24 protein-coding genes and 6 tRNA genes are annotated in these 26,024 nt (G+C 71.1%); 16 read left to right on the forward strand and 14 right to left on the reverse strand.

The annotated features are described in order from the left end of the window. Positions 1–25: 25 nt before the first annotated feature. The 5 genes from ACZ5ID_RS06860 to ACZ5ID_RS06880 all read right to left on the reverse strand — a co-directional run bounded on the left by ACZ5ID_RS06860 (position 26) and on the right by ACZ5ID_RS06880 (position 2,563). A complete protein-coding gene (locus ACZ5ID_RS06860; protein ID WP_468894100.1) occupies positions 26–835 on the reverse strand; it encodes an ABC transporter permease in 810 nt (269 codons plus the stop codon). Next, on the reverse strand, positions 832–1,755 hold the full coding sequence (locus ACZ5ID_RS06865) for an ABC transporter ATP-binding protein (protein WP_468894102.1): 924 nt from the start codon (positions 1,753–1,755) through the stop codon (positions 832–834). The genes ACZ5ID_RS06860 and ACZ5ID_RS06865 overlap by 4 nt, the downstream gene beginning before the upstream one ends. A 131-nt stretch (positions 1,756–1,886) precedes the next feature. Further along, positions 1,887–1,959 (reverse strand) — tRNA-Gly (locus ACZ5ID_RS06870). Positions 1,960–2,038: 79 nt separating this feature from the next. Further along, positions 2,039–2,110 (reverse strand) — tRNA-Gly (locus ACZ5ID_RS06875). 135 nt (positions 2,111–2,245) lie between these two features. After that, the gene (locus ACZ5ID_RS06880; protein ID WP_406553446.1) at positions 2,246–2,563 is read right to left on the reverse strand and encodes a histone-like nucleoid-structuring protein Lsr2; all 318 of its coding nucleotides are present in this window, start codon (positions 2,561–2,563) and stop codon (positions 2,246–2,248) included. Between the two features lie 331 nt (positions 2,564–2,894). On the opposite strand from ACZ5ID_RS06880, the gene purS reads away from it, so the two are divergent. From purS to purL, 3 genes are read left to right on the forward strand one after another with little or no spacing between them, the layout of a single operon-like run. Further along, a complete protein-coding gene (purS, locus tag ACZ5ID_RS06885; RefSeq protein ID WP_067162360.1) occupies positions 2,895–3,146 on the forward strand; it encodes a phosphoribosylformylglycinamidine synthase subunit PurS in 252 nt (83 codons plus the stop codon). Beyond that, positions 3,143–3,823, forward strand: coding sequence for a phosphoribosylformylglycinamidine synthase subunit PurQ (gene purQ, locus ACZ5ID_RS06890; RefSeq protein ID WP_101389281.1), 681 nt, complete (start codon positions 3,143–3,145; stop codon positions 3,821–3,823). The genes purS and purQ overlap by 4 nt, the downstream gene beginning before the upstream one ends. Then, positions 3,823–6,072, forward strand: coding sequence for a phosphoribosylformylglycinamidine synthase subunit PurL (gene purL, locus ACZ5ID_RS06895; RefSeq protein ID WP_468894105.1), 2,250 nt, complete (start codon positions 3,823–3,825; stop codon positions 6,070–6,072). Before purQ ends, purL begins: the two co-directional genes overlap by 1 nt. 108 nt (positions 6,073–6,180) lie before the next feature. Here the strand turns inward: purL and ACZ5ID_RS06900 are convergent, their stop codons facing one another. Next, complete coding sequence (locus ACZ5ID_RS06900; RefSeq protein WP_468894237.1) at positions 6,181–7,626, reverse strand: MFS transporter; 1,446 nt, start codon at positions 7,624–7,626, stop codon at positions 6,181–6,183. A gap of 217 nt (positions 7,627–7,843) precedes the next feature. Here ACZ5ID_RS06900 and ACZ5ID_RS06905 point away from each other — a divergent pair, with 217 nt between their 5' ends. From ACZ5ID_RS06905 to purM, 4 genes are all read left to right on the forward strand, one after another. Then, positions 7,844–8,503 (forward strand): TetR/AcrR family transcriptional regulator, encoded by a 660-nt coding sequence (locus tag ACZ5ID_RS06905; RefSeq protein WP_468894107.1) that lies wholly within the window; start codon positions 7,844–7,846, stop codon positions 8,501–8,503. A 332-nt stretch (positions 8,504–8,835) separates the two neighbouring features. Beyond that, positions 8,836–9,636 carry a maleylpyruvate isomerase family mycothiol-dependent enzyme gene (locus tag ACZ5ID_RS06910; RefSeq protein ID WP_468894108.1) on the forward strand — a complete coding sequence of 267 codons (801 nt, stop codon included), beginning with the start codon at positions 8,836–8,838 and terminating at the stop codon, positions 9,634–9,636. Between the two features lie 347 nt (positions 9,637–9,983). Further along, a complete protein-coding gene (purF, locus tag ACZ5ID_RS06915; protein ID WP_406555423.1) occupies positions 9,984–11,510 on the forward strand; it encodes an amidophosphoribosyltransferase in 1,527 nt (508 codons plus the stop codon). A gap of 46 nt (positions 11,511–11,556) precedes the next feature. Then, complete coding sequence (purM, locus tag ACZ5ID_RS06920) at positions 11,557–12,630, forward strand: phosphoribosylformylglycinamidine cyclo-ligase (RefSeq protein ID WP_468894110.1); 1,074 nt, start codon at positions 11,557–11,559, stop codon at positions 12,628–12,630. A gap of 118 nt (positions 12,631–12,748) precedes the next feature. On the opposite strand, the gene ACZ5ID_RS06925 is transcribed toward purM, so the two are convergent. Then, positions 12,749–13,012 carry a DUF3073 domain-containing protein gene (locus tag ACZ5ID_RS06925; RefSeq protein WP_358836007.1) on the reverse strand — a complete coding sequence of 88 codons (264 nt, stop codon included), beginning with the start codon at positions 13,010–13,012 and terminating at the stop codon, positions 12,749–12,751. Between the two features lie 280 nt (positions 13,013–13,292). Beyond that, positions 13,293–14,396, reverse strand: coding sequence for a Leu/Phe/Val dehydrogenase (locus tag ACZ5ID_RS06930; protein ID WP_468894112.1), 1,104 nt, complete (start codon positions 14,394–14,396; stop codon positions 13,293–13,295). A 176-nt stretch (positions 14,397–14,572) separates the two neighbouring features. Here ACZ5ID_RS06930 and ACZ5ID_RS06935 point away from each other — a divergent pair, with 176 nt between their 5' ends. Together ACZ5ID_RS06935 and bldC are read left to right on the forward strand one after the other, a co-directional pair. Next, positions 14,573–15,415 (forward strand): DUF8083 family protein, encoded by an 843-nt coding sequence (locus ACZ5ID_RS06935; protein ID WP_468894114.1) that lies wholly within the window; start codon positions 14,573–14,575, stop codon positions 15,413–15,415. Positions 15,416–15,957: 542 nt separating this feature from the next. Next, positions 15,958–16,164: a developmental transcriptional regulator BldC gene (bldC, locus tag ACZ5ID_RS06940; RefSeq protein ID WP_003949541.1), complete on the forward strand. Its 207-nt coding sequence runs from the start codon at positions 15,958–15,960 to the stop codon at positions 16,162–16,164. A 361-nt stretch (positions 16,165–16,525) separates the two neighbouring features. Here the strand turns inward: bldC and ACZ5ID_RS06945 are convergent, their stop codons facing one another. From ACZ5ID_RS06945 to hrpA, 3 genes are all read right to left on the reverse strand, one after another. After that, positions 16,526–16,765: a DUF6274 family protein gene (locus tag ACZ5ID_RS06945; protein WP_468894116.1), complete on the reverse strand. Its 240-nt coding sequence runs from the start codon at positions 16,763–16,765 to the stop codon at positions 16,526–16,528. 310 nt (positions 16,766–17,075) lie between these two features. Continuing rightward, positions 17,076–17,150 (reverse strand) — tRNA-Asp (locus tag ACZ5ID_RS06950). Positions 17,151–17,267: 117 nt separating this feature from the next. Further along, positions 17,268–21,188, reverse strand: coding sequence for an ATP-dependent RNA helicase HrpA (gene hrpA / locus ACZ5ID_RS06955; RefSeq protein ID WP_468894117.1), 3,921 nt, complete (start codon positions 21,186–21,188; stop codon positions 17,268–17,270). Between the two features lie 82 nt (positions 21,189–21,270). On the opposite strand from hrpA, the gene ACZ5ID_RS06960 reads away from it, so the two are divergent. The 3 genes from ACZ5ID_RS06960 (at position 21,271) to ACZ5ID_RS06970 (ending at position 23,376) form a co-directional block, all read left to right on the forward strand. Continuing rightward, a complete protein-coding gene (locus tag ACZ5ID_RS06960) occupies positions 21,271–21,636 on the forward strand; it encodes a hypothetical protein (RefSeq protein WP_468894119.1) in 366 nt (121 codons plus the stop codon). Between the two features lie 82 nt (positions 21,637–21,718). Then, on the forward strand, positions 21,719–22,513 hold the full coding sequence (locus ACZ5ID_RS06965) for a DsbA family protein (RefSeq protein ID WP_468894121.1): 795 nt from the start codon (positions 21,719–21,721) through the stop codon (positions 22,511–22,513). Further along, on the forward strand, positions 22,510–23,376 hold the full coding sequence (locus tag ACZ5ID_RS06970; RefSeq protein ID WP_468894123.1) for a cytochrome c biogenesis CcdA family protein: 867 nt from the start codon (positions 22,510–22,512) through the stop codon (positions 23,374–23,376). The genes ACZ5ID_RS06965 and ACZ5ID_RS06970 overlap by 4 nt, the downstream gene beginning before the upstream one ends. Positions 23,377–23,418: 42 nt before the next feature. Here the strand turns inward: ACZ5ID_RS06970 and ACZ5ID_RS06975 are convergent. From ACZ5ID_RS06975 to ACZ5ID_RS06985, 3 genes are all read right to left on the reverse strand, one after another. Beyond that, a tRNA-Phe gene (locus tag ACZ5ID_RS06975) sits at positions 23,419–23,492 on the reverse strand. Between the two features lie 24 nt (positions 23,493–23,516). Beyond that, positions 23,517–23,591 (reverse strand) — tRNA-Asp (locus ACZ5ID_RS06980). 39 nt (positions 23,592–23,630) lie between these two features. Continuing rightward, positions 23,631–23,703 (reverse strand) — tRNA-Glu (locus ACZ5ID_RS06985). A gap of 189 nt (positions 23,704–23,892) precedes the next feature. On the opposite strand from ACZ5ID_RS06985, the gene ACZ5ID_RS06990 reads away from it, so the two are divergent. The 4 genes from ACZ5ID_RS06990 to ACZ5ID_RS07005 all read left to right on the forward strand — a co-directional run bounded on the left by ACZ5ID_RS06990 (position 23,893) and on the right by ACZ5ID_RS07005 (position 25,823). Further along, positions 23,893–24,243: a metallopeptidase family protein gene (locus ACZ5ID_RS06990; protein ID WP_358836015.1), complete on the forward strand. Its 351-nt coding sequence runs from the start codon at positions 23,893–23,895 to the stop codon at positions 24,241–24,243. Further along, positions 24,240–24,743 (forward strand): fluoride efflux transporter FluC, encoded by a 504-nt coding sequence (locus ACZ5ID_RS06995; RefSeq protein WP_468894126.1) that lies wholly within the window; start codon positions 24,240–24,242, stop codon positions 24,741–24,743. The genes ACZ5ID_RS06990 and ACZ5ID_RS06995 overlap by 4 nt, the downstream gene beginning before the upstream one ends. Continuing rightward, positions 24,740–25,102 (forward strand): fluoride efflux transporter FluC, encoded by a 363-nt coding sequence (locus tag ACZ5ID_RS07000; protein ID WP_468894128.1) that lies wholly within the window; start codon positions 24,740–24,742, stop codon positions 25,100–25,102. Before ACZ5ID_RS06995 ends, ACZ5ID_RS07000 begins: the two co-directional genes overlap by 4 nt. Positions 25,103–25,265: 163 nt before the next feature. After that, the gene (locus ACZ5ID_RS07005; protein WP_468894130.1) at positions 25,266–25,823 is read left to right on the forward strand and encodes a hypothetical protein; all 558 of its coding nucleotides are present in this window, start codon (positions 25,266–25,268) and stop codon (positions 25,821–25,823) included. The last annotated feature ends 201 nt before the right edge of the window (positions 25,824–26,024 follow it).

The following is a 26,024-nucleotide window of genomic DNA, read 5'->3' on the forward strand; positions in this document are numbered from 1 at the left end:
CGAGCACCCCGTCCGTCCCCCCGTGTCACCGCCGCGGTTCCCAGCGGAACCGCCTGCGTACAGCAAACACGCCGATCAGCGTCCAGGCCACCGCCGTGGCGAGCCGGCCGAGGATGTCGGCGCCGTCGAGCGCTCCCGTCCAGCCGCCTCGGATCAGGGCGATGGCCGGGGAGAGCGGCAGCAGTTCGCAGACCGAGGCCAGTGCGTCGGGCATCAGGTCCACCGGGACGACCAGGCCGGAGCCGGCCATCGACACGAGCATCACCGGCATCACGGAGATCTGCGCGCTCTCCGCGGAGCGGGTGAGGGCCGCGGTCACCGCCGCGAGTACGCACATCAGCAGCACGCCGAGCAGCAGCCCCGCCACCGCGAGCCACACCGCGCGGGGCGCGGCGACGTCCAGGGCCACCGTGCAGCCGGCCGCCAGCAGTACGCACTGGACCAGTGCCAGCGTGACCGCCGGGAGCGCGGCACCCGCCAGGATCTCCAGGTCCCGCAGTTCGCCGGTGCGCAGCCGCTTGAGGACGAGCTCCTCACGGCGTACGACGAAGACGCCGGTCAGCGCCGAGTAGACGGCGAAGAGCAGGACGTAGCCGAGCGAGCCGGGCAGCAGGACCGTGCCGACGGTCAGTCCGCTGTCCGCGAGGTCCATGCCGTCGACGGCCGAGCTCATGGAGAAGGTGAGCATCGCGGGCAGCACCAGGGCGGTGAACATCGCCGCCTTGTTGCGGCCGAGCAGGGTGAGTTCGGCGCGGGCGAGCGCCTTCATCCGGGACGCGGGGGTGCTCGCCGACGGTGTACCGGTGCGCGGCGGGGTCAGTTCGGTGGTGCTCATCGGGTCGCCTCCTGTTCCCGGGCGATGTGCAGGAAGGCCTCTTCGAGGGTGGCCGAGCGGATGTCGAGGCCGCGCAGCTCGACGCGGTTCTCGCGGGCCCACAGCAGCAGTTCGGTGGCGGTGTGCTGGAGGGCGGTGGTCCGCAGCCGTACGGTCCGGCCCTCGCTCTCGTGGGCGCCGACGCCGAGCCGGCCCAGCGGCGGCAGGTCGCCCAGGTGGTAGCCGTCGGGCAGGTCGAAGCAGAGGCGGGAGGGCTGGGCGGCGACCACGTCGGCCACCCGCCCGGCCGCGGCGATACGTCCCTCGTGCAGGATCGCGAGCCGTTCGGCGAGCGCCTCGGCCTCCTCCAGGTAGTGCGTGGTGAGCAGCACGGTGGTGCCCGCGTCCCGCAGTTCGCGGACCAGCTCCCAGGTGGTGTGGCGGCCCTCGGCGTCCAGGCCGGTGGTCGGCTCGTCGAGGAAGAGCACCTCGGGCCGGGCGAGCAGGGCGAGCGCGAGGTCGAGGCGCCGCTTCTCGCCGCCGGAGAGCTGCTTGACGCGTACGTCCGCGCGCCGGGCGAGCCCGACCAGCTCCAGCGCCTCGGCCACGGGCCGGGCTCCGCCGGTGCAGCCCGCCCACATCCGTACGGTCTCGGCGACCGTCAGCTCGGACGGGAAGCCGCCCTCCTGGAGCATCACCCCGGTGCGGGGGCGTACGGCGGCGCGTTCGGTGTACGGGTCGTGGCCGAGCACCCGGACCGTTCCGCCGCTCGGCGGGGTGAGGCCTTCGAGCAGTTCGACGGTGGACGTCTTGCCGGCGCCGTTGGTGCCGAGCAGCGCGAAGAGTTCACCGCGCGCCACGGAGAAGGAGATTCCACGGACGGCCTCGAAGCCCCCGGCGTAGGTGCGCCGCAGCTCCTCGACCTCGATCACATCTGGCATGCGTCCAGCGTTCCGCGGGAGCGGGGCCGGGGGCAGTGCGCGCTGTCACCGCCGACCATGACAAATGTCAGTGCGCGCTCGGGCGCATACGACGAAGGCCCCGGTCTGATGACCGGGGCCTTCGCCTTCTGAGCGGACGACGAGATTCGAACTCGCGACCCTCACCTTGGCAAGGTGATGCTCTACCAACTGAGCCACGTCCGCATTGCTGCCGCTCGGCTCTCACCGGGCGGTGCGAACACCACTGTACCTGATCCACAACCGTGGTCGGTAAGCGATGCAGAGCGGGTGACAGGAATTGCACACTGCGCCTTCCCCCTGGAAGGGGGATGTTCTACTACTGAACTACACCCGCACGCTCCGGTGGACCGGGCCTTTCGGCCTTGCCCCTCGGCGTGCTCCAGACTCTAGCCGATCACCCCGGGTGCCGTGCAACTCGGTTGCCGGGGCCCGCACTCCGGGGGCCCCGGCGCCGCTGGCGTCCGGCGGCTCAGCTCGCCGCGCTGAACGCCTCGTAGACCTTCTTGGGGATGCGCCCCCGGGTCGGCACCTCCATGTGGTGCGACCGGGCCCAGGCACGGACCGCCGCCGGGTCGGGGGCGACATCGGTGTGCCGGAAGGCCTTACCGGACCTCGACTGCTTGCGCCCGGCCTTCACATACGGTGCCAGAGCCTTGCGCAGTTTCTTCGCATTGACGAGATTGAGATCGATCTCGTAGGCCTTCCCGTCCAGGCCGAACGTGACCGTTTCCGCCGCTTCTCCGCCGTCCAGGTCGTCGGAGAGCGTGACTACTACGCGCTGAGCCACGGATATCGGTTCCTTTCTGTGGTCCGCCGTTCTCACGTGTCTGACGTGCGGCGATCCCGGCCTTCCGGCTGTTTTGGAGCAAGGCTGTTTCTCTCGGGTTTCCCCCGAGAAGCCTTTGTACAGCCGCCAGCATTGCATTGTGAAGCCCAGACAATTGCATCCGCGTGTCCGATCGCAATGCGCGGGGACGGTTTTTCCCGGGATTTTTCCCGCACCCGGCCGGGGTCGAAACCGGAACGTGATCGGACCTCTTCGATATCTACTCGCGTAGATTTTCCGGCCGGGTACTCTGAGGGAACCGCCTTCGCACCACACCACCACGGGAGTGCCAGTGGCACGCGTCGTAGTCGACGTCATGCTCAAGCCGGAGATCCTCGACCCGCAGGGACAGGCGGTGCAGCGCGCACTGCCCCGTCTCGGCTTCGAGGGGATCGCCGACGTTCGCCAGGGGAAGCGTTTCGAACTCGATGTGGAGGGGCCCCTCGACGAGGCCGCCCTCGCCCGCATCCACGAGATGGCCGAAACGTTCCTCGCCAACACCGTCATCGAGGACTTCACCGTGAAGGTCGAGGAGTCCAAGTGACTGCTCGCATCGGTGTCGTCACCTTCCCCGGAACGCTCGACGACCGCGACAGCCTGCGGGCCGTGCGGATCGCGGGTGCCGAGCCGGTGTCGCTGTGGCACCGCGACAAGGACCTCAAGCAGGTCGACGCGGTCGTCCTGGCCGGCGGCTTCTCCTACGGCGACTACCTGCGGGCCGGAGCCATCTCCCGCTTCTCGCCGGTGATGGAGACGGTCATCGACCAGGCGAAGGCCGGCATGCCGGTGCTCGGCATCTGCAACGGCTTCCAGATCCTCACCGAGTCCCACCTGCTGCCGGGCGCCATGCTCCGCAACAACCATCTGCACTTCATCTGCCGCGAGCAGAAGCTGCGGGTGGAGAACGCGCGGACCGCGTGGACCGCCGACTACGAGGCGGGCCAGGAGATCCAGGTCCCGCTGAAGAACATGGACGGCCGGTACGTCGCCGACGAGCGCACGCTCGACGAGCTGGAGGCCGAGGGCCGCGTCGCCTTCCGCTACCTGGACATGAACCCCAACGGCTCGCTCCGCGACATCGCCGGCATCACCAACGCCGCCGGCAACGTCGTCGGTCTGATGCCGCACCCCGAGCACGCCGTGGAGCCGCTGGTCGGCACCGGCCGCACCGACGGCCTCGGTTTCTTCACCTCGATCCTCAAGAAGCTGGTCAACGCCTGATGAGCCTCGACACCGTCAAGCACGCCACCGGGACGCCCGACGTCGAGCAGCCGTGGAAGGAGCTCGGCCTCAAGGAGGACGAGTACGCCCGGATCCGCCAGATCCTGGGCCGCCGCCCCACCGGCGCCGAGCTCGCCATGTACTCCGTGATGTGGTCGGAGCACTGCTCGTACAAGAGCAGCAAGGTCCATCTGCGCCAGTTCGGCGAGAAGACGCCCGAGAACGACGCGATGCTCGTGGGCATCGGCGAGAACGCGGGCGTCGTCGACGTCGGCCAGGGCTACGCGGTCACCTTCAAGGTGGAGTCCCACAACCACCCCAGCTACATCGAGCCGTACCAGGGCGCGGCCACCGGGGTCGGCGGCATCGTCCGCGACATCCTGGCGATGGGCGCCCGCCCGGTCGCCGTCGTCGACCCGCTGCGCTTCGGCGCGGCCGAGCACCCCGACACCAAGCGCGTCCTGCCGGGCGTGGTCGCGGGCATCGGCGGCTACGGCAACTGCCTGGGTCTGCCGAACATCGGCGGCGAGGTCGTCTTCGACGAGTGCTACCAGGGCAACCCGCTGGTCAACGCCGGCTGCATCGGTGTGATGAAGCACGAGGACATCCACCTCGCGAAGGCGTCGGGCCCCGGCAACAAGGTGATCCTCTACGGCGCCCGTACCGGCGGCGACGGCATCGGCGGTGTGTCGGTCCTGGCCTCGGAGACCTTCGAGTCCACGGGCCCCGCGAAGAGGCCCGCGGTCCAGGTCGGCGACCCCTTCCAGGAGAAGCTCCTCATCGAGTGCACCCTGGAGATCTTCCGGGAGAAGCTGGTCGCGGGCATCCAGGACCTGGGTGGCGCGGGCCTGTCCTGCGCGACCTCGGAGCTGGCGAGCGCCGGCTCGGGCGGTATGCGCGTGGACCTGGAGACGGTCCCGCTGCGCGACGCCACGCTCTCGCCCGAGGAGATCCTCATGAGCGAGTCCCAGGAGCGCATGTGCGCGGTGGTCGAGCCGCAGTACGTGGACCGCTTCATGGAGATCTGCGAGAAGTGGGACGTCATCGCCACCGTCATCGGTGAGGTGACGGACGGCGAGCGCCTTGAGATCTTCTGGCACGGCGAGCAGATCGTGGACGTACCGCCGCGGACCGTGGCGCACGAGGGCCCGGTGTACGAGCGTCCCTACGCCCGTCCCTCCTGGCAGGACGCGCTCCAGGCGGACGACGCGGGCAGGCTGCCGCGGCCGTCGACGTCCGAGGAGCTGCGTGCGCAGGTCCTGCGTCTGGTCGGCTCCCCCAACCAGGCGTCGAAGGCCTGGATCACGGACCAGTACGACCGCTTCGTGCAGGGCAACACCGTCCTGGCGCAGCCCGAGGACGCGGGCATGGTCCGGATCGACGAGGAGTCGAACCTCGGGGTCGCGATGGCGACGGACGGCAACGGCCGGTACGCGAAGCTCGACCCGTACACGGGCGCGCAGCTCGCGCTGGCCGAGGCGTACCGCAACGTGGCCGCCTCCGGCGCCAGGCCGCTGGCCATCTCGGACTGCCTGAACTTCGGTTCGCCCGAGGACCCGGACGTGATGTGGCAGTTCGCCGAGGCCACCCGCGGTCTTGCGGACGGCTGCCTCCAGCTCGGTACGCCGGTGACCGGCGGCAACGTCTCGCTCTACAACCAGACCGGTGACACCGCCATCCACCCGACGCCGGTGGTCGCGGTCCTCGGTGTGATCGACGACGTCACGCGCCGTACGCCGATCGCCTTCGCGGAGCAGGGCCAGCTGCTGTACCTCCTCGGTGACACCCGGGAGGAGTTCGGCGGTTCGGCCTGGTCCCAGGTGATCCACGACCACCTCGGCGGGCTGCCGCCGCGGGTGGACCTGGACCGGGAGAAGCTGCTCGGCGAGATCCTGATCTCGGCCTCGCGCGACGGGATGATCGACGCGGCGCACGACCTGTCCGACGGCGGACTGGTCCAGGCCGTGGTCGAGTCCTGCCTGCGGGGCGGGAACGGGGCGCGGCTGGTGGTCCCGGACGGGCTCTCCGCGTTCACCTTCCTCTTCAGCGAGTCCGCGGGACGGGCGGTCGTCGCGGTGCCGCGCAGCGAGGAGCTCCGCTTCACGGACATGTGCGGGGCCCGGGGCCTGCCGGCGACCCGTATCGGTGTCGTCGACGGCGATTCCGTCGAGGTGCAGGGCGAGTTCACCGTGGAGCTGGCGGAGCTGCGCGAGGTCCACGAGGCGACGATTCCGGCGCTGCTGGCGTGAGGTGATCTGTCCCCCCCCGTATGGGGGATCTGTCCTCCCGTACGGGGGAAGGGGCCCCGGGGACTTCCCCGGGGCCCCTTCTTCGGTCCTCCCTCGCCTCCCCGGGGCTCAACCGGCCTGGCGGGGCAGGCGGGTCGCCAGGACGGCCGCCGCCGCCATCAGTACCGCGCCCACCACGAACACCACGTCCATCCCGGTCGTGAGGGCCTGGACCCCCGACGCGTGCGACGGCCCGCTCAGCGCGCCGAGTCCGCTCGTGGAGCCGCCGGGCCCCTTCGCCTCGTAGACCCGGCTCAGCAGGGTGCCGAACAGGGCCGTGCCCAGGGCGTTGCCGAGGGTCTGGAAGAAGCGGGTGCCCGTCGTCGCCACGCCCAGCTGCCGGGGCGGGGCCGCCTGCTGGACGATCAGGACGAGCTGTCCGACGAGCAGACCGAACCCGACGCCCATCAGCAGCAGTTCGCCCCGGATCTGCCACAGGCTGCTGGACACCCCGGTGGTCGCCAGCAGGACCAGGGCCGCCGTGGCCGCCGTCGAGCCGGCCAGGACGAACGTCTTCTGCGACCAGCCGCGTGCCGCGAGCCGCTCCGAGGCGATGCCCACCGCCGTCATCCCGATCGCCATCGGAATCAGATAGAGGCCCGCCGAGGTGGCCTCGATGCCCCGGACGACCTGGAGGTAGATCATCACGTACACCAGGGTGCCCATCATGGCGGCCCCGACCAGCGCCTGGATGGCGAAGCCGAGCCGCATCGCGGGGACCTTGAACATCGACAGCGGCAGGATCGGTTCGGCCGCCGTGGTCTGGCGGCGCAGGAACAGCGCCAGCGCCGCCGCGCTCGCCGCCGAGAGGCCGAGGATCTGCGGCGAGGACCAGGCGTAGTCCTTGCCGCCCCACTCCGTCACCAGCAGCAGGGACACCGAGAACGCCGCCGCGAGCACCGCGCCCGCGAAGTCGATCCGGTGCCGCACCGGAGTGACCGGCAGGCGCAGCACCATGGCCGCCCCGACCAGCACGGCGATGCCGACGGGCAGATTGACGTAGAAGATCCAGCGCCAGTCGGCGTGGTCCGCGAGCGTGCCGCCGAGCCACGGTCCGAGCGCCATGCCGGCGCCGGCCACGACTCCGCCGATGCTGCCGCCCTTGCCGCGCCCGCCGCCGCCGTTCCCGGGCGCCTGGAGCTGGGCGAGAACGACCATGGTCACGCTCATCAGCCCGCCGCCGCCGACGCCCTGCACGGCGCGGGCCGCGATGAGTTCGCCCATGGACTGCGCGGCGCCGCACAGCGCCGAGCCGAGCAGGAAGGTGGCGATGGCGCCCACGAACACCTTCTTGGCGCCGATGGTGTCGCACAGCTTCCCGTACAGCGGCAGCACGGCCGCCGAGGCGAGCGCGAACGCGCTGATCAGCCACGGGATCCTGTCCATGCCGTGCACCGGGTCGAGGTCCCGGACGATCGGGACGGTCGCGGCCGAGACGATGTTGGTGTCGAGCACCGCGAGCAGGATCGTCACCAGGCAGACGGCGAACGCGATCTTCGTACGGGCCGGCGACATCGGGGTGTCGGCCGCGGCGGCCGGTGTGCTGGTACGCGGGACCGTCCGCGCTGCTTCGGGCATGGCTGTGCCCGGTGTCCTGGACATGATGAATTCCCCCTCCGGGGCGTCGGACGGGCCGTACGCCGTGGTCGTCTCCGCACCACTGTGGAGCACATACCTATACCGAGTCAATCTTTAATCCGGGATCAATATTAATCCTGGTACAGTCATGCTCATGGTGGAGTACGAGGAGTCACCCGCCCCGGCCGGTCTGGGCCTGCGGGAGCGCAAGAAGTGGCAGACCCGGCGCCGGCTCATGGGGACGGCGGTCGAGCTCTTCACCGAGCGGGGCTTCGACAAGGTCTCGGTGGCGGAGATCGCCGAGGCGGCCGAGGTGTCGAAGATGACCGTCTTCAACCACTTCGGCAGCAAGGAGGACCTGGCGCTCGGGCCGGTGGAGGAGCACATCGAGGACGTGGTCCGCGCCGTCCGCGAGCGCGCGCCGGGCGACTCCGCGACCACCGCGGTGCGCCGCCACTACCTGGCGGCGGTGGCGGCCCGGGACCCCGCGGTGGGCCTCTGCGACCGCCCGCTCGTCGTCAAGCTGCTGCGGCTCATCGTGGAGACCCCGGTCCTGCTGAACCGCGCCCACGCGGCGCTCGTCCGCAGCTCCGACCTGCTCGCGGAGGCGCTGTACGAGGAGACCGGGGACCCGGTGCTCGCGCGGGTCGCGGCGGCGCAGCTGATGGGTACGCGCGCGACGCTGGTCGGCGAGAACCACCGGCGGCTGCTGCTCGGCGAACCGGCGGAGCGGATCGTGCCGGACGCGGAGCGGTTGGCGGGGGAGGCGTTCGACTTGGTGGAGTTCGGCTTGGGCAACTTCCCGACGAGGTAGCCCCTCGCCCCCCATTTCGGCTGGGACCCCGTGCCGGCCCGGTCTTTGCCTGCGGCCCGGTGGTGGGCTGGTCGCGCAGTTCCCCGCGCCCCTGAAGACCTGTGGCTGAGCCGACTGCTCCGGCTGCGGCCGACCCCCTAAGGGGCGCGGGGAACTGCGCGACCAGCCACCCACGACCCGCAGCCGAAGACCGGTCCTCAAGGGGCGCGGGGAACTGCGCGACCAGCCACAGCGCACCCGCAGACGAACGACCGGCCCAAGAGGGGCGCGGGGAACTGCGCGGGCAACCCACCACCGACCCGCAGACGAACCCCCCGAATAGGCTCCCCCACATGCCCCCCGCCAAGAAACGCCCCCGCACCTACGACCCCGTGAAGATCCGCGCCGCCGTCCTCGGCCAGTTCGCCCACGTGCGGCAAGCGGTGGCGGCGCTCGGCCCCGACGTGCTGGAGCGGCCCACCCGGCTCGCGGGCTGGAGCGTGCACGACCTCGCCGTACACCTGGCGCGGGCCATGGACGTGGTCGCCCCGCAGGAGCGCAACCCGGCCGAGCCGCCCCCGGCCCCCTCCGGCCGCCCGGACGTCTCCCTGCTGGAGTGGCCGTTTGCCGAGGCCCTGCCCCCCGCCGCACCCCCGGCGGACACCCGACCGGACCTCGGCCCGCTCTACGACGACATCGCCGCCCGTACCGCAGGGCTCCTGCCCGACGCGCGGGACGGCCGGCTCGTGGCCACCGCCGTCGGCACCATGACCCTCGCCGACCACCTGGTCACCCGCACGGTGGAGCTCTGCGTCCACACCGACGACCTCAACGACGCCGTGCCCGGCCTGGACATCCCGTACGAGCGCCAGGCGCTGGCCGCCTGCACCCGGCTGCTCGCCGACGCGCTCGCGGCGAAGGCGCCGGGCGGCTCGGTGGAGGTGCGCGTCCCGCCGTACGCGGTGGTGCAGTGCGTCGAGGGCCCCCGCCACACCCGGGGCACGCCCCCGAACGTCGTCGAGACCGACCCGCTCACCTGGCTGCGGCTCGCCACCGGACGCCGGGCGTGGACGGACGAGGTGGAGGCGGCGCGCGTCGCGGCGAGCGGGGAGCGGGCGGACCTCTCCGCGCTCCTTCCGGTGCTTACGCGCTGACGAGAACCGGGAGGAGCGCGGAGAGGGGAGGGAGGTCGGCGGCAAGGTGGTCAGGAGCGCCGGGGCGGGAGTCCGGGGCGCGGGCTCCGGGCCCCGGAATACCGGTCATTACCAGCCGGCCGTGGTGGTCATATGGCTACGGCAGGTGACACCCGGCCGGGCCCCCCGCACCCCCACGCGCGACCTCCGTCACATTCCCCGCCCGCTCCACCCACCGCGCATTTCCCGCCCTGGCGGGAAAAGCCCTGCTCCACCCCGTCCGGCAGATGCCACAAACCGCCCACTGCCCTCGTCTTGTCCGTATCCCCAATTCGGACCAGTGGTCGATCTCGCCTACACTCGGTGGCGTGCCACGTGGTGACGGTCGACTCAATCATGATCTGCTCCCCGGCGAGAAAGGCCCCCAGGACGCTTGCGGCGTCTTCGGCGTCTGGGCTCCGGGTGAAGAGGTCGCCAAGCTCACTTACTTCGGGCTTTACGCCCTCCAGCATCGGGGCCAGGAATCCGCGGGAATCGCGGTCAGCAACGGCTCCCAGATCCTCGTCTTCAAGGACATGGGACTCGTCTCCCAGGTCTTCGACGAGACCTCTCTCGGTTCCCTCCAGGGTCATATCGCGGTCGGTCACGCCCGCTACTCGACCACCGGTGCCTCCGTGTGGGAGAACGCGCAGCCGACCTTCCGGGCGACCGCCCACGGCTCCATCGCGCTCGGCCACAACGGCAACCTGGTGAACACCGCCCAGCTGGCGGAGATGGTCGCCGACCTGCCCAAGGAGAACGGTCGCGCGACCCAGGTCGCCGCCACCAACGACACCGACCTCGTCACCGCCCTGCTCGCGGGGCAGACCGACGACGACGGCAAGCCGCTCACCGTGGAGGAGGCAGCCGCCAAGGTCCTCCCGCAGGTGCAGGGCGCGTTCTCGCTGGTCTTCATGGACGAGCAGACGCTCTACTGCGCCCGTGACCCGCAGGGCATCCGCCCGCTGGTCATCGGCCGGCTGGAGCGCGGCTGGGTGGTCGCATCGGAGACCGCCGCCCTCGACATCTGTGGCGCCAGCTTCGTCCGCGAGATCGAACCGGGCGAGCTCGTCGCCATCGACGAGAACGGTCTGCGCACCTCTCGATTCGCGGATGCGAAGCCCAAGGGCTGTGTCTTCGAGTACGTGTACCTGGCCCGCCCCGACACCGACATCGCCGGGCGGAACGTCTACCTCTCCCGGGTGGAGATGGGGCGGAAACTGGCCAAGGAAGCGCCGGCCGACGCCGACCTGGTGATAGCGACTCCCGAGTCCGGCACCCCCGCGGCCATCGGCTACGCGGAGGCCAGCGGCATTCCGTACGGCTCGGGCCTGGTCAAGAACGCCTACGTCGGGCGCACCTTCATCCAGCCCTCGCAGACCATCCGCCAGCTCGGGATCCGGCTGAAGCTGAACCCTCTGAAGGAAGTCATCCGGGGCAAGCGCCTGGTGGTCGTGGACGACTCGATCGTCCGCGGCAACACCCAGCGCGCGCTGGTGAAGATGCTCCGCGAGGCCGGGGCCGCCGAGGTCCACATCCGGATCTCCTCCCCGCCGGTCAAGTGGCCGTGCTTCTTCGGCATCGACTTCGCGACCCGCGCCGAGCTGATCGCCAACGGGATGACGATCGAGGAGATCGGTACCTCGCTCGGTGCCGACTCGCTCGCGTACATCTCCACGGACGCGATGATCGAGGCGACCACCATCCCCAAGGACAACCTCTGCCGCGCCTGCTTCGACGGGGTCTACCCGATGGAGCTCCCGGACCCCGAGCTGCTCGGCAAGCAGCTGCTGGAGACCGAGCTCGCGGCCGGTCCGGCCGCCACGGCCGCGGCCGACGCGCTGCGCCGCCCGTAGGCGTCCGCACGAACCCCGCAGTACGACACGAAAGTTCTCCAGAGCCATGTCATCTGCTGAATCCACTGGTGCCAGCTACGCAGCCGCGGGCGTCGACATCGAAGCGGGCGACCGCGCGGTCGAGCTGATGAAGGAGTGGGTGAAGAAGACCAAGCGCCCCGAGGTGCTTGGCGGCCTCGGCGGTTTCGCCGGGCTCTTCGACGCCTCCGCCCTCAAGCGCTACGAGCGTCCGCTGCTCGCCTCGGCCACCGACGGCGTCGGCACCAAGGTCGACCTCGCCCGCCGCCTCGGCGTGTACGACACGATCGGCCACGACCTCGTCGGCATGGTCGTGGACGACCTCGTGGTGTGCGGCGCCGAGCCGCTGTTCATGACCGACTACATCTGCGTCGGCAAGGTGCACCCCGAGCGGGTCGCCGCCATCGTGAAGGGCATCGCCGAGGGCTGTGTCCTCGCGGGCTGCGCGCTGGTCGGCGGCGAGACCGCGGAGCACCCGGGCCTGCTGGGTCCGGACGACTTCGACGTCGCCGGCGCCGGCACCGGCGTGGTCGAGTACGACCGGCTGCTCGGCGCGGATCGCATCCGCACGGGTGACGTCGTCATCGCCCTGGCGTCCTCCGGACTTCACTCGAACGGGTACTCACTCGTCCGGCACGTGCTCTTCGACCGGGCGAAGATGTCGCTGGAGGGCCACGTCGAGGAGTTCGGCCGGACCCTGGGCGAGGAGCTCCTGGAGCCGACCAAGATCTACTCGCTGGACTGCCTGGCCCTCACCCGTACCGCCGAGGTGCACGGTTTCAGCCATGTCACCGGTGGCGGTCTCGCCAACAACCTGGCCCGGGTCATCCCCGACCACCTGCACGCCGTGGTCGACCGCTCGACCTGGGCGCCGGGCGCGGTCTTCGACCTGGTGGGCACGGCCGGGAAGGTCGAGCGGCTGGAGCTGGAGAAGACGCTGAACATGGGCGTCGGAATGATCGCCATCGTCCCCGAGGTCTCGGTGGACGTGGCCCTGACGACGCTGGCGGACCGGGGTGTGGACGCCTGGGTGGCCGGCCGGATCACCGAGCGCGGTGACCGCGCGACCGGCGCCGAGCTCACCGGCGACTACGCCAAGTAAGCCCCGCGGACAGCACAGAACCCGGTCCGGAGCGTGAGCTCCGGACCGGGTCGGTACTGCCTTGAGCAGCTAAAACGATTGCTGCGAAAAGCCGAAGGTCCTGAAAGGCGAGCGCGCGTCAAGCACCGCGCCGCTGGGACGACGGACCGGACTCCTCGTCCTCGTCGTCATCCTCGTTGTACAGCTCCGCATAGCGGGCGTACGGGTCGTCTTCCTCGTCGTCGTCCTCGAACGGCTCGCCATTCGGCGGCTGATTCGAGATCGGCTGCGAAGTCGATGCGCCCAGCTCGTTGGCCAGACGCGACAGGTCAGTCCCGCCGCTGCTGTACTTCAGCTGGCGGGCGACCTTCGTCTGCTTGGCCTTTGCCCGGCCGCGCCCCATGGCTCGACCCCCTCGGTGACGGGGCTCGACGGCCCCAGAGTCTTGACACGCGTTCATGGTTCGGAGCGGACTCTCCGTGGAGAGACCGTGTCCGTAGGGCTTCAACGGTACCTGCTTCCGCGGCCATACGGTACGCCGCCCGCATGACGTGCCACTTCACAGAACCCGCAAGGAGCCCTTTCCTCGCTGGTCAACCGCGATTTTAACCTCTTCTCGGCGTCCGACCCGCCGACCGGCGTGAGTCTTGTCTCCCCGGTCGCCGGATCGGACGCCCCGAGCGTCAGCGCCGACGCGCCTCGGCCATGCGCTGCTCGGCGATCCGGTCGGCCGCGGCGGCCGGCGGAATCCCGTCTTCCTTCGCACGTGCGAATATGGCCAGCGTGGTGTCGAAGATCTTCGCGGCCTTCGCCTTGCAGCGGTCGAAGTCGAAGCCGTGCAGCTCGTCGGCGACCTGGATCACGCCACCGGCGTTGACCACGTAGTCGGGCGCGTAGAGGATCGCGCGGTCCGCGAGGTCCTTCTCGACGCCCGGGTGGGCCAGCTGGTTGTTGGCCGCGCCGCACACGATCTTCGCGGTGAGGACCGGCACGGTCTCGTCGTCGAGCGCGCCGCCGAGGGCGCACGGGGCGTAGATGTCCAGCCCCTCCACCCGGATCAGCGCGGCCGTGTCGGCGACCGCGGTGACGCTGCCGGGGTGCTTGTCGAGGACGCGGCGCACCGACTCCTCGCGCACATCGGTGATCACGACCTCGGCGCCGTCCGCCACCAGGTGCTCCACCAGGTAGTGGCCCACCTTGCCGACGCCCGCGACGCCGACCTTGCGCCCGCGCAGCGTCGGGTCGCCCCACAGGTGCTGGGCGCTGGCCCGCATGCCCTGGAAGACACCGAACGCGGTGAGCACGGAGGAGTCGCCCGCGCCGCCGTTCTCCGGGGAGCGGCCGGTCGTCCACCGGCACTCGCGCGCCACCACGTCCATGTCCGCCACATAGGTGCCGACATCGCACGCCGTCACATAACGGCCGCCGAGCGAGGCCACCATCCGCCCGTAGGCGAGCAGGAGTTCCTCGCTCTTGCCGGTCTCGGGATCCCCGATGATCACGGCCTTGCCGCCGCCGTGGTCGAGGCCGGCCATGGCGTTCTTGTACGACATGCCGCGCGAGAGGTTGAGCGCGTCGGCGACGGCCTCGGCCTCACTGGCGTAGGGGTAGAAGCGCGTTCCGCCGAGGGCCGGGCCCAGGGCGGTGGAGTGGATGGCGATGACGGCCTTGAGGCCCGTGGCGCGGTCCTGGCACAGCACGACCTGTTCGTGTCCGCCCTGGTCCGATCGGAACAGGGTGTGCAGAACATCCGCTGAGCTGACGGCGTCGCCGGTCACATCGGTCACGGTGGTGACTCCCAAGTACGAAGCGGCGTTTGGCGGTCCGCCTGTGGGTGGGGCGGGCCGCGTCGCGGCCCGCCCGGGGCCGCGCTGGGAGCAGAGTAAGTCCTACGCGTGCGTAGATCAGGCCCAGTGCCGAGGATCACCCTCCCGCCCCCTGTGCGCGTGGGACGATTCGACCCATGGCGGTGGTGTCCTCGGTGATCGTCCCGTACGCGTCCTATCTGCGGGTGTACGAGCCGCTGGCGGCCTTCCCCGAACCGGAGCGCGCCCACTGGGCGCGGTACGCGCGGCGCGGGCGCACCCCCGACGCCCAGGACGAACACCGGCGCGCGCTGGCGGACCTGGTGCCGACGCCGCCGGTGGCGGTGCCGGTCCACGAGAGCGCGGACGCCTTCGTGGCCGAGGTCGACGGGGTGGTGTGCGTCTGCCCGTGGCGGACCCGGCTGCGCGGCTGGCAGGCCCTGGAGGTCCTGGCGGACCAGTTCCCGGCCGCGGTGCTCGACGCCCTGCTGCCGCCGGTGGTGCGCCGGCAGGCCGCGGCGGACTACGAGCGGTGGCGGGAGGCGAACCCGGACGCCCGGCCGTGGATCCTCACGGCGGTCTGGCACATCCCTGTGAGCTGGTTCACGGTCTTTTCGGACGAAGACAGGGAGTATGTCCGGGCGGAGAGCGGAGCGGCGCCCGTGCTGCGCTACCGCACTCCGATGGTCCAGGCCCGCCGCCGCCTCGCGTGGGCCCTGCGGACACTGCGCGACCACATCGACGAGGGGCCCCTGACGGAGGGGCTGGTCGACGTGGGCCGCTGGCTGGAGGAGTTCCACCCCCGCTCGCTGGTGGAGCTGGACTACGGCGGGCTGGTGCACGCCCTGCCGAGGGCGCGGCTGGAGGAGGACCGCTCGGCGGCCGACGTGGCCGAGGGGATCGCCGCGCTGCGGGCCGGGGACGGCGCGGGGGCGGCGAGGGCGTACGAGCGCTTCACGGAGCGCTGGCGGACCGTTCGGGAGCGCCGGATGGCGAACTGATGGCCTGTCGGACTGAAGGAGCGTCCGAAGGCGCCGCGCGCTCACCCGTTCGGGTGGGTGTCTTCGTACGCCTGAGTGACTCTTACGGGCGGGTGCTCGGGACGTAGGTCCTGATCCGGGCCTTTGCCTCAAGCGTGACGGACCGCACTTACGGGGCCCTTGCGCCCATCCCCCACCCTCGTGCCAAAATAGGACAAGGAGTCCGGGGAGGGCTCCTTCCGTCCAACTAAGGGCGGATTGCTTGTTATTGCCTGCTATGGGGGGTCTGATGACTCCTGATCGCTCTGTGACTGATCGTCACTGTGGCGTGACTGTCCGCTATGGCATGGTCCATCGGCTTCCGTCGCTGATGAACACCTGGGAGGGCAATTCCATCGGTTTGGCCGACGTGGCTGGACAGATGGTGTAGTTGTAGTGCCGAGGACAAGCCGTTCGTCCTATAACCGACTCGGCTCGCGTCCGCCATTTCGGGCAACGCGGGTCAAGGTGCAGAATTTAGAGGAAAGAACCGAGAAGGTTCGGTTCTCCCGAGGAGGCCGCTCATGACCGCTCGCACCCCTGATGCCGAGCCGCTGCTGACCCCGGCTGAGGTTGCCACGATGTTCCGCGTGGACCCGAAGACGGTCACCCGCTGGGCGAAGGCGGGCAAGCTCACGTCCATCCGCACGCTGGGTGGACACCGCCGGTACCGCGAAGCAGAGGTCCGTGCGCTGCTTGCGGGTATTCCGCAGCAGCGTAGCGAGGCCTGAACAACACCCCGATAACGGGCATTCCGGGGCCCCCACCCCGGTCGCCCACCCCATAGCTCCACTGACGCCCTGCCCGCCCCAACGGGCTCGCCGTCATCGGCCGCGCTGGACTCCGCCGGGTCCAGCGCGGTCTTTTTTTATGTCCCGGTCCGGGACTGTCCGGGCCGTCTGGGGGTACTTCGCGGGGCATCCCCGGCGCCCTCCGAGGGGTGGTGCAATTGCACATATTAAATTGGGGGGTTGTAGGTACGGCGTAAGTTCCCTGGTTCCCAAAACTCGTTCGGTGACTCCCGTCACACCCCTGGAAGCCCCTTCCGGGGAGAGCCCGCCGCTCCCGGGGGCCCGGCCGGCCGGCCGTCGGTCACCGCTCGGCGGGGCGTTCGTCCTCGGGCGCGGTGTCGGGCGCGGTGTCGGGCCGGGGGCGGCACGGCGCGTCGGGGAGGGCGAGGAAGGGGTCGGGCTCGGTGGACGGCTCCATGGCGAGCCGCAGGAGGCGCGAACAGACCGGGCAGTGAGGGGTGACGTGCCGGTAGCCGCTCGCGGCCGACAGGTGGGCGCGGAGCAGCGCCCGAGTCTCGTGCCTCGCGGACGACGCCTTCATGCGCCACCTCCGGAGTGGGGCCCGCTGTGCCTCCTCCTTGGGTACCGGCGCCGGATGGGCGCGTCAAGACGGCCGGAAACGCCAAACGGGCCCGAATCCCCAGGGATCCGGGCCCACTTGTCGCCGAGACGGCACCGCAACAGCACCGAAGCCCGCCTCCTTGAGGGATGCGGGCTTCGATTTCACTGCGGTCCTGACGGGATTTGCTGTGTCTGTTGCGCGGCTCCGCCGCGGGGCGCGGCCCCCGGCGGGCCGGGCTGAACAGCACCGAAGCCCGCCTCCACGAGGGATGCGGGCTTCGATTTCACTGCGGTCCTGACGGGATTTGAACCCGCGGCCTCCACCTTGACAGGGTGGCGAGCACTCCAAACTGCTCCACAGGACCAGGTTTCGCAGCCTGTGCTTGCTCCTTGGCTGCGAGAGAGACTCTACAGCAGGTCAGCTGGTCAGGTCGAACTCACTCAGGGCGATGGTGCCGTCACGGCGTCCGGAACCGCTCCCGTCACGGCGCCGCCGCGTCGATCGCCTTCACGATCCGCTTGTCCGAGACCGGGAACGCGGTGCCCAGCGCGTGCGCGAAGTAGCTCACCCGCAGCTCCTCGATCATCCAGCGGATGTCCAGGACCTCCTGCGGCACCGGCCGCCCCTGGGGCATCTGCTCCAGGAGCCAGGCGTACTCGTCCTGCATCTCGTGGACCTTCTCCATACGCGTGGTGTCGCGCTGCACCGACGTCGGCATCTGCTGGAGCCGCCGGTCCACCGCCACCAGATAGCGCATCAGGTCCGGCAGCCGGCGCAGCCCCGTCAGGGTCACGAAACCGGCCGGCATCAGGGCCGCCAGCTGCTCCCGTACGTCCTGGAGGTTGTTGATCAGGACCAGGCTGTTGGTGGCCTTCAGACGGCGCTCACAGGCCTGCCAGGCGGCCAGGATCTGCTGGACCTGCCCGACGGTCCGTACGGTCGCGTCGACGAGGTCCGCGCGCACCTTGTCGAACAGCTTGCGGAAGGCCTCCTCGTCCCACGCCGGGCCCCCGTGGTCCGCGATCAGCTTGTCGGCGGCGGCCGTGGCGCAGTCCTCGAAGAGCGCCTGCACCGAGCCGTGCGGATTGCGGGACAGGGCGAGCTTCTGCTGGTTCGTCAGCTTGTCCGAGGCGAACTTCGCCGGGTTCACCGGGATGTTCAGCAGGATCAGCTTCCGGGTGCCGCGCCACATCGCCTGCCGCTGCTCGGCCTCGGTGTCGAAGAGCCGTACGGAGACGGTCTCGCCGGAGTCGACGAGCGCCGGATAGGCCTTCACCGGCTGTCCCGCGCGCTTGGTCTCGAAGACCTTCGTCAGGGTGCCGATCGTCCAGTCGGTCAGGCCCGTGCGCTCGATGGAGACCCCGCCCGAGGGGACCGCCGCCGCGGCGGCCTGGGAGAGCGCCTGGCGGGCCTTGGGGCGCAACCGGAGCTTGAGCGCTTCGAGGTCCTTGTCCTCGGCCAGCTTGCGGCGCCGCTCGTCGACGATCCGGAACGTGATCTTCAGGTGGTCCGGGACGCGCGTCAGGTCGAAGTCCTCGGCCGTGACCGGCACCCCCACCATCCGCTGGAGCTCGCGCGCCAGCGTCATCGGCAGCGGCTCCTGCAACGGCACCGCCCGCTCCAGGAACTTCGTAGCGAAGTTGGGCGCGGGCACGTAGTGGCGCCGGATCGGCTTGGGGAGGGAACGGATCAGCTCCGTCACCACCTCCTCGCGCAGGCCCGGGATCTGCCAGTCGAAGCCCTCGTCGGTGACCTGGTTGAGGACCTGGAGCGGGATGTGGACGGTGACGCCGTCCGCGTCCGCGCCCGGCTCGAACTGGTAGGTGACCTTGAACTTCAGCCGGCCCTGGCGCCAGTTGTCCGGATAGTCGTCCTTGGTGACGGCGAGCGCCGACTCCCGGATGAGCATCTCCCGCTCGAAGTCCAGGAACTCCGGCTCCTCGTGGCGTTTGTGCTTCCACCAGGAGTCGAAATGCGCCCCCGACACCACGTGTTCGGGCACCCGCTGGTCGTAGAAGTCGAAGAGCGTCTCGTCGTCGACCAGGATGTCGCGGCGGCGCGCCCGGTGCTCCAGCTCCTCGACCTCGGTCAGCAGCTTGCGGTTGTCGGCGAAGAACTTGTGGTGGGTACGCCAGTCGCCCTCGACCAGCGCGTTGCGGATGAACAGCTCGCGCGAGGCCTCCGCGTCGATGCGGCCGTAGTTCACCTTGCGGTTGGCGACGATCGGCACGCCGTACAGCGTGACCCTCTCGTACGCCATCACCGCGGCCTGGTCCTTCTCCCAGTGCGGCTCGCTGTAGGTGCGCTTGACCAGGTGCTGGGCGAGCGGCTCGATCCACTCGGGCTCGATCTTCGCGTTGACCCGCGCCCACAGGCGGGAGGTCTCCACGAGCTCGGCCGACATGAGGACCTTGGGCTGCTTCTTGAAGAGCGCCGAGCCCGGGAAGATCGCGAACTTGGCGCTGCGGGCGCCCAGGTACTCGTTCTTGTCGGTGTCCTTCAGCCCGATGTGGGAGAGGAGGCCGGCCAGCAGCGACACATGGACGCTCTGCTCGGGGGCGTCCTCCTCGTTGAGGTGGATGCCCATGGTCTTGGCGACCGTCCGCAGCTGGGAGTAGATGTCCTGCCACTCCCGGATGCGCAGGAAGTTCAGGTACTCCTGCTTGCACATCCGGCGGAAGCTGGAGGAGCCGCGCTCCTTCTGCTGTTCGCGGACGTACCGCCACAGGTTGAGGAAGGCCAGGAAGTCGCTGGTCTCGTCCTTGAAGCGGGCGTGCTGCTGGTCGGCCTGCTGCTGCTTGTCGGAGGGGCGCTCGCGCGGGTCCTGGATGGAGAGCGCGGCGGCGATGACCATGACCTCGCGGACACAGCCGTTCTTGTCGGCCTCCAGGACCATCCGGGCGAGCCGCGGGTCGACCGGCAGCTGCGCGAGCTTGCGGCCCATCGGGGTGAGCCGCTTGCGGGGGTCCTTCTCCGCCGGGTCCAGCGCGTGCAGCTCCTGGAGGAGCTGGACGCCGTCGCGGATGTTGCGGTGGTCCGGCGGGTCGATGAAGGGGAACTTCTCGATGTCGCCGAGCCCGGCCGCGGTCATCTGGAGGATGACGGACGCCAGGTTGGTACGGAGGATCTCCGCGTCGGTGAACTCCGGCCGGGAGAGGAAGTCGTCCTCGGAGTAGAGCCGGATGCACACACCGTCGCTGGTACGGCCGCAGCGGCCCTTGCGCTGGTTGGCGCTGGCCTGCGAGATCGCCTCGATCGGCAGCCGCTGCACCTTGGTGCGGTGGCTGTAGCGGGAGATACGGGCGGTGCCGGGGTCGATGACGTACTTGATGCCCGGCACGGTCAGGGACGTCTCGGCGACGTTGGTGGCGAGCACGATCCTGCGGCCGGTGTGCTGCTGGAAGACGCGATGCTGCTCGGCGTGGCTCAGGCGCGCGTACAGCGGCAGCACCTCGGTGGAGCGGAGGCTCCTCTTGTTCAGCGCGTCCGCCGTGTCGCGGATCTCTCGCTCGCCGGAGAGGAAGACCAGGATGTCGCCGGGGCCCTCCGCCTGGAGCTCGTCGACGGCGTCGCAGATCGCGGTGATCTGGTCGCGGTCGACATCCTCGGAATCCTCTTCCAGCAGCGGGCGGTAGCGCACCTCCACCGGATACGTACGGCCGCTGACCTCGACGATCGGGGCCTCGCCGAAGTGGCGCGAGAAGCGCTCGGGATCGATGGTCGCCGAGGTGATCACGACCTTGAGGTCGGGACGCCTGGGCAGCAGCTGGGCCAGATAGCCCAGCAGGAAGTCGATGTTCAGGGACCGCTCGTGGGCCTCGTCGATGATGATCGTGTCGTAGGCGCGCAGCTCGCGGTCGGTCTGGATCTCGGCGAGCAGGATGCCGTCCGTCATCAGCTTCACGAAGGTGGCGTCCTGGTCGACCTGGTCGGTGAACCGCACCTTCCAGCCGACCGCCTCGCCGAGCGGGGTCTTCAGCTCGTCCGCGATCCGGTCCGCGACCGTACGGGCCGCGATCCGGCGGGGCTGGGTGTGCCCGATCATCCCGCGCACGCCCCGGCCCAGCTCCATACAGATCTTGGGGATCTGGGTGGTCTTGCCGGAGCCGGTCTCACCCGCGACGATCACGACCTGGTGGTCCCGTATCGCCTCCAGGATGACGTCCTTCTTCTGGCTGACCGGGAGCTGTTCCGGGTACGTGACCTCGGGTACGCGGGAGGCCCGCCGGGCGACGCGCTCGGCGGACCTGGCGGCCTCGGCGGCGATCTCGTCGAGCACGGCCTGCCGGGCCTCGGGCTTCTTGATGCGCCGGGCACCGTCCAGACGGCGGCCGAGCCGATGGGCGTCACGCAGCGAGATCTCGCCCAGCAGGGTCTGGAGATCGGCAAAGGAAGTAGACATACCTGCTTCAGGATCTCACCCGCCGCGCGGCGGTGGCGAACGCATTTCGGAAGGGGCACGCCGCACCCGTACCATTTCGGGCATGTCCCGCACCGCAGCCCCGCACCGCCGCCTCGCGGCCGTGCTGCTGATGGTGCTCGGTGTCGCGACGGTGCTGCTGTGCGGACCGTCACCGGCGGCGGCCTCCCCGGACGAGGCGCCGCGTACCCGGATCTCCGCCTCCCTCGACCATCCGCCCGGCTGTGAGCAGGGCGGCAAGCAGGACCGGGGCGGGGATCCCGCCGCGCCGGTGCGCGCCCGTACCGCCTACGACCAGGCCCCGGCCCTGGGGGAGCGGCTCGCCCCGGCGGCCCTCGCCGCACGGGCCGCGCAGCACCGCGACCCGCCGGTGCGCGGCCCCACGCTCACCGCGCCCACACCCGTCGAGCTCTCCGTACTGAGGGTCTAGACGGCCGGTCCACCGACCGGCCGTCCCTTTCCCCTTCCCTTCTCCGCCGCCATCGCGCGGCGGTACGTACACGGAGACCCGTATGTCCAAGCCCCAGGGCACCCCTGCGTCCACGTCCAAGCCCAGGCCCGCGTCCCGGCCGAAGTCCAGGAAGCCCTGGCTGATCGGCGCGGCGGTCGTCGCCGCGGCGGCCCTGCTCGGGATCGCCTCCTACGGGGCGAGCTCGTCCGGCGGCGGGGGGAAGGACTCCGGCGCCGAGGCCGTCGAGCCGCCCGCCGGGACCTTCCCCGAGCTGGAGAAGCTGGCCCGGCGCGACGGTGGGGACGCGCTGGCCCAGGGCCGCCCGGACGCACCCGTCGTGATGATCGAGTACGCCGACTTCAAGTGCTCGTACTGCGGCAAGTTCGCCCGCGACACCGAACCCGCGCTGGTGCGGAAGTACGTCGACGCCGGAACCCTGCGCATCGAGTGGCGCAACATGCCGATCTTCGGCGCGGAGTCGGAGGCGGCGGCGCGGGCGGCCTGGGCGGCCGGGCGGCAGGGCCGGTTCTGGCAGTTCCACACGGCCGCCTACGCCCACGGCTCCAAGGAGAAGGGCTTCGGCAGGGACCGGCTGCGCGAGCTGGCGAAGGAGGCGGGCGTGGGCGACCTCGACCGCTTCGCCCGGGACGCGGACAGCGACGCGGCGAAGGCCTCGGTGAAGAAGGACCAGGAAGAGGCGTACGGACTCGGCGCGAGCTCCACCCCGTCCTTCGTGATCAACGGGCGCCCGCTGGCCGGCGCCCAGCCGCTGGACACCTTCGCGCGGGCCGTCGACGAGGCGGCGGCCTACCGCGCGGCGAAGACCGCCGCCGGTGCGAAGGGCACCGGAAAGTGACCGCGGACATCGGCTATCTGGCCGCGTTCCTGGGCGGGCTGCTCGCGCTGCTCAGCCCGTGCAGCGCGCTGCTGCTGCCGGCCTTCTTCGCGTACTCGATCGACTCCGCCTCCCGGCTGCTGGCCCGCACCGGCCTCTTCTACGCGGGCCTGGCCACCACCCTGGTCCCGCTGGGGGCGGCGGGCTCGTACGCGGGCCGCCTCTTCTACGGCCACCGCGACCAGCTGGTCCTCTTCGGCGGCTGGCTGATCATCGCGCTCGGCGCCGCCCAGATCCTCGGCATGGGCTTCGCCAGCCGGCGGATGACCGAGCTGTCCGGCCGCATCCGCCCGACCACGGCCACCTCCGTCTACGCCCTGGGCGCGGTCTACGGCCTGGCGGGCTTCTGCGCCGGGCCCATCCTCGGCAGCGTGCTCACCGTGGCGGCGGTCAGCGGCAGCCCGGCCTACGGGGGGCTGCTGCTCGCGGTGTACGCGCTGGGCATGGCGGCCCCGCTGTTCCTGCTGGCGCTGCTGTGGGAGCGCTTCGGTCTTGGCCGCCGCCGCTGGCTGCGCGGCCGGGTGGTGCGGCTCGGCCGCTTCGAACTGCACACCACCTCGCTGCTCTCGGGCCTGTTCTTCATGGTCCTGGGCGGCCTGTTCCTGGCGTTCGACGGGGCCACGGCGCTGCCCGGGCTGCTGGACGTCGACGACTCCTACGCCGCCGAGCAGTGGGCCCGCTCGGTCGGCGACGCCGTTCCGGACTGGGCGCTGCTGCTCGCCGTGGTGGCGGTGGCCGCGCTGGTGCTCGCCGTACGCGGCCTGCGGGCGCGGACGCGCGAGGCGGCGGGGACGGAGGCGGGGATGGAGACGGAGCCGGAGTGAGAACGAAGAAGGCCCCGTCCAGGGGACGGGGCCTTCCGATTGTGGCTGGGGCCGGGGTCGAACCGGCGACCTATCGCTTTTCAGGCGATCGCTCGTACCAACTGAGCTACCCAGCCACGGTGTTTCACGTGAAACACCAGCGGTCCTGACGGGATTTGAACCCGCGGCCTCCACCTTGACAGGGTGGCGAGCACTCCAAACTGCTCCACAGGACCAAGCTATGTGCGAGCACTAGTCTCGCACACGGTAAAGCGTGCCCCCAACGGGATTCGAACCCGTGCTACCGCCTTGAAAGGGCGGCGTCCTGGGCCACTAGACGATGAGGGCTAAGGGCCCACCTGGGCGCTTCGCAGCGCGTCGGGGACGTGAGAAGCATATGGGATGGGAGGAGCTATCGCCAAAACGGTTTCCCGGGGGCCCGTCGGGACCCCTCCCCGGGCCGCCGGGGCGGGGCGGGGCCGGGTCCCCGGCGCCCCGGCCGGGGCGCCCGGGCGCCCCATGCGTGACAATGGCCGCGTGCTGGAGATGACGCGCGAGGAGTTCGAGGAACTGGTCGCCGAGGCGCTGGACCGCATCCCGCCCGAGCTGACACGGCTGATGGACAACGTCGCCGTGTTCGTCGAGGACGAGCCCGCCACCGACGACCCCGAGCTGCTCGGGCTCTACGAGGGGACTCCGCTCACCGACCGCGGCGAGTGGTACGCCGGGGTGCTCCCGGACCGGATCACCATCTACCGGGGCCCCACCCTGCGGATGTGCGAGTCCCGGGAGGACGTGGTCGCCGAGACCGAGGTGACCGTCGTCCACGAGATCGCCCACCACTTCGGCATCGACGACGAGCGGCTGCACGCCCTGGGCTACGGGTGAGCGCACCCGAACGGCCGGAGGCGATCGACCCGGACGTCGACCTCCACGTTCCCGCCCAGCGCGCCGAGACCGCCGGCGGGGCCAAGTGGCCGGTGCTCGCGGTGATCTCGGCGGGCGGGGCGCTGGGGGCGAGCGCCCGGTACGGCCTCGCGCGGGCCTGGCCGGTCCACGGCGGCGGCTTCCCCTGGTCGACGCTGCTGATCAACGTCCTGGGCTGTGCCCTCATCGGCGTCCTGATGCCGCTGATCAGCGAGGGCGGGCGCGGCGCCCACCCCCTGGTGCGGCCGTTCCTCGGGGTCGGGGTGCTCGGCGGCTTCACCACCTTCTCGACGTACGCCGTGGAGGTCGCGCGGCTGCTCGCCCGGCAGCAGCCGGGCCTGGCGATGGCCTACGCGGCCGGGACGCTCCTCGGGGCGCTCGGCGCGGTGGGCCTGGCGGCGGAGGCCACCCGGCGGGCGCTGGCCGCGCGGCCCGGGGCGGGGCGGACGGTGCGGACGTGACGTGGCTTCTGGTGGTCGTGGGCGCGGCCGTCGGCGCGCCGCTGCGATACCTGACCGACCGCGCGGTGCAGGCGCGCCACGACTCGGTGTTCCCCTGGGGCACGTTCGTGGTCAACGCGGTCGGGAGCCTGCTGCTCGGCGTGCTCGCGGGCGCGACCGCCTCCTCCGGTACGTACGCGCTGCTCGGCACCGGGCTGTGCGGCGCGCTCACCACGTACTCGACGTTCTCCTACGAGACGCTCCGACTGGCCGAGCGGGGCTGGAAGTTCCTCGCCGCGGCCAACGTGGCCGCGTCCGTGCTCGTGGGGCTCGGCGCGGTCTTCCTCGGGGCCGGGCTCACCGGCGGCACCCCGGCCTGACACGACCGGGTCCGCCCCGACCTGATCGGGTGGGACCGGATTCGCCACCGGAGGACCACCCGTCGGAATCCCGTTCGTACGGGCGGCGCCCCGGGCGTGTCCCCGGCGGGGGAAAGGGAGTTGGTCAGGGTGACCCTGCCCCGCCGCGCTCCGGAGGCCGCCCGTGCGCCAGTTGTCCGCCCCCACCCGTCTGGCCGTGACCGCACTGGTGGTCGCGGCGTCGGCGGGCTGCATGAGTGTGAGGGACGACGGGAAGGCGCCCAAGCCGTCGGTCTCGGTCGGGCGCGAAGGGGCGGCGGCCGAACCGGAGGGGGTCGCCGCGGTCTCCGCCGGGGCGGGCAGGGCGCGCTCCGGCAAGCACGGCGCCAAGGCGTCCCCGGGCGCGTCGTCGGCCGCGAGCCCGAGCGGTCCGGCGACCGGTGCGCCCGCGGCCTCGCCCGACAGCCGCCCCCGGCACCAGAACCCCCCGCCGCCCGGCGCGGGCAGCGCCGGCGGCCCCTCCACGCCCCCGCAGCACCCCTCCCCGCCGCCCGCCTCGCCCAGCCCGCCCGCGCCCCCGACGAGCCAGCCGCCGCCGGACCCGCCGGTGACCCCCAAGCCGAGCGACTCGCCGTCCGCCTCCCCGGCCGCCGACACCCGGACCACGGCCCTGCGCGCCCTCGGCGACAGCCCGGCCTCGCGGACCGAACCGGCGGCGTCTCCGCAGGTGGGACCGGCTTAGCGGGGGTGGCCGCGGTCCGCTGTGAGCTGGATCGCACGGGAGCGGTTTGCGCTCCCGTGGGGGGAGTGCGTATGGTGGTAGATCGTTTGATCCCATTGCCCGGCGCCGACACAGAAGAGCGCCGTGTGGCGCGTACTCTCCCTAGCCGTGGCTGACCGCATCGAGGCGGTCGAATTGCGAATCACGGAGTTGACGGGCGCG

The organism is Streptomyces sp. NPDC031670, assembly GCF_055580545.1.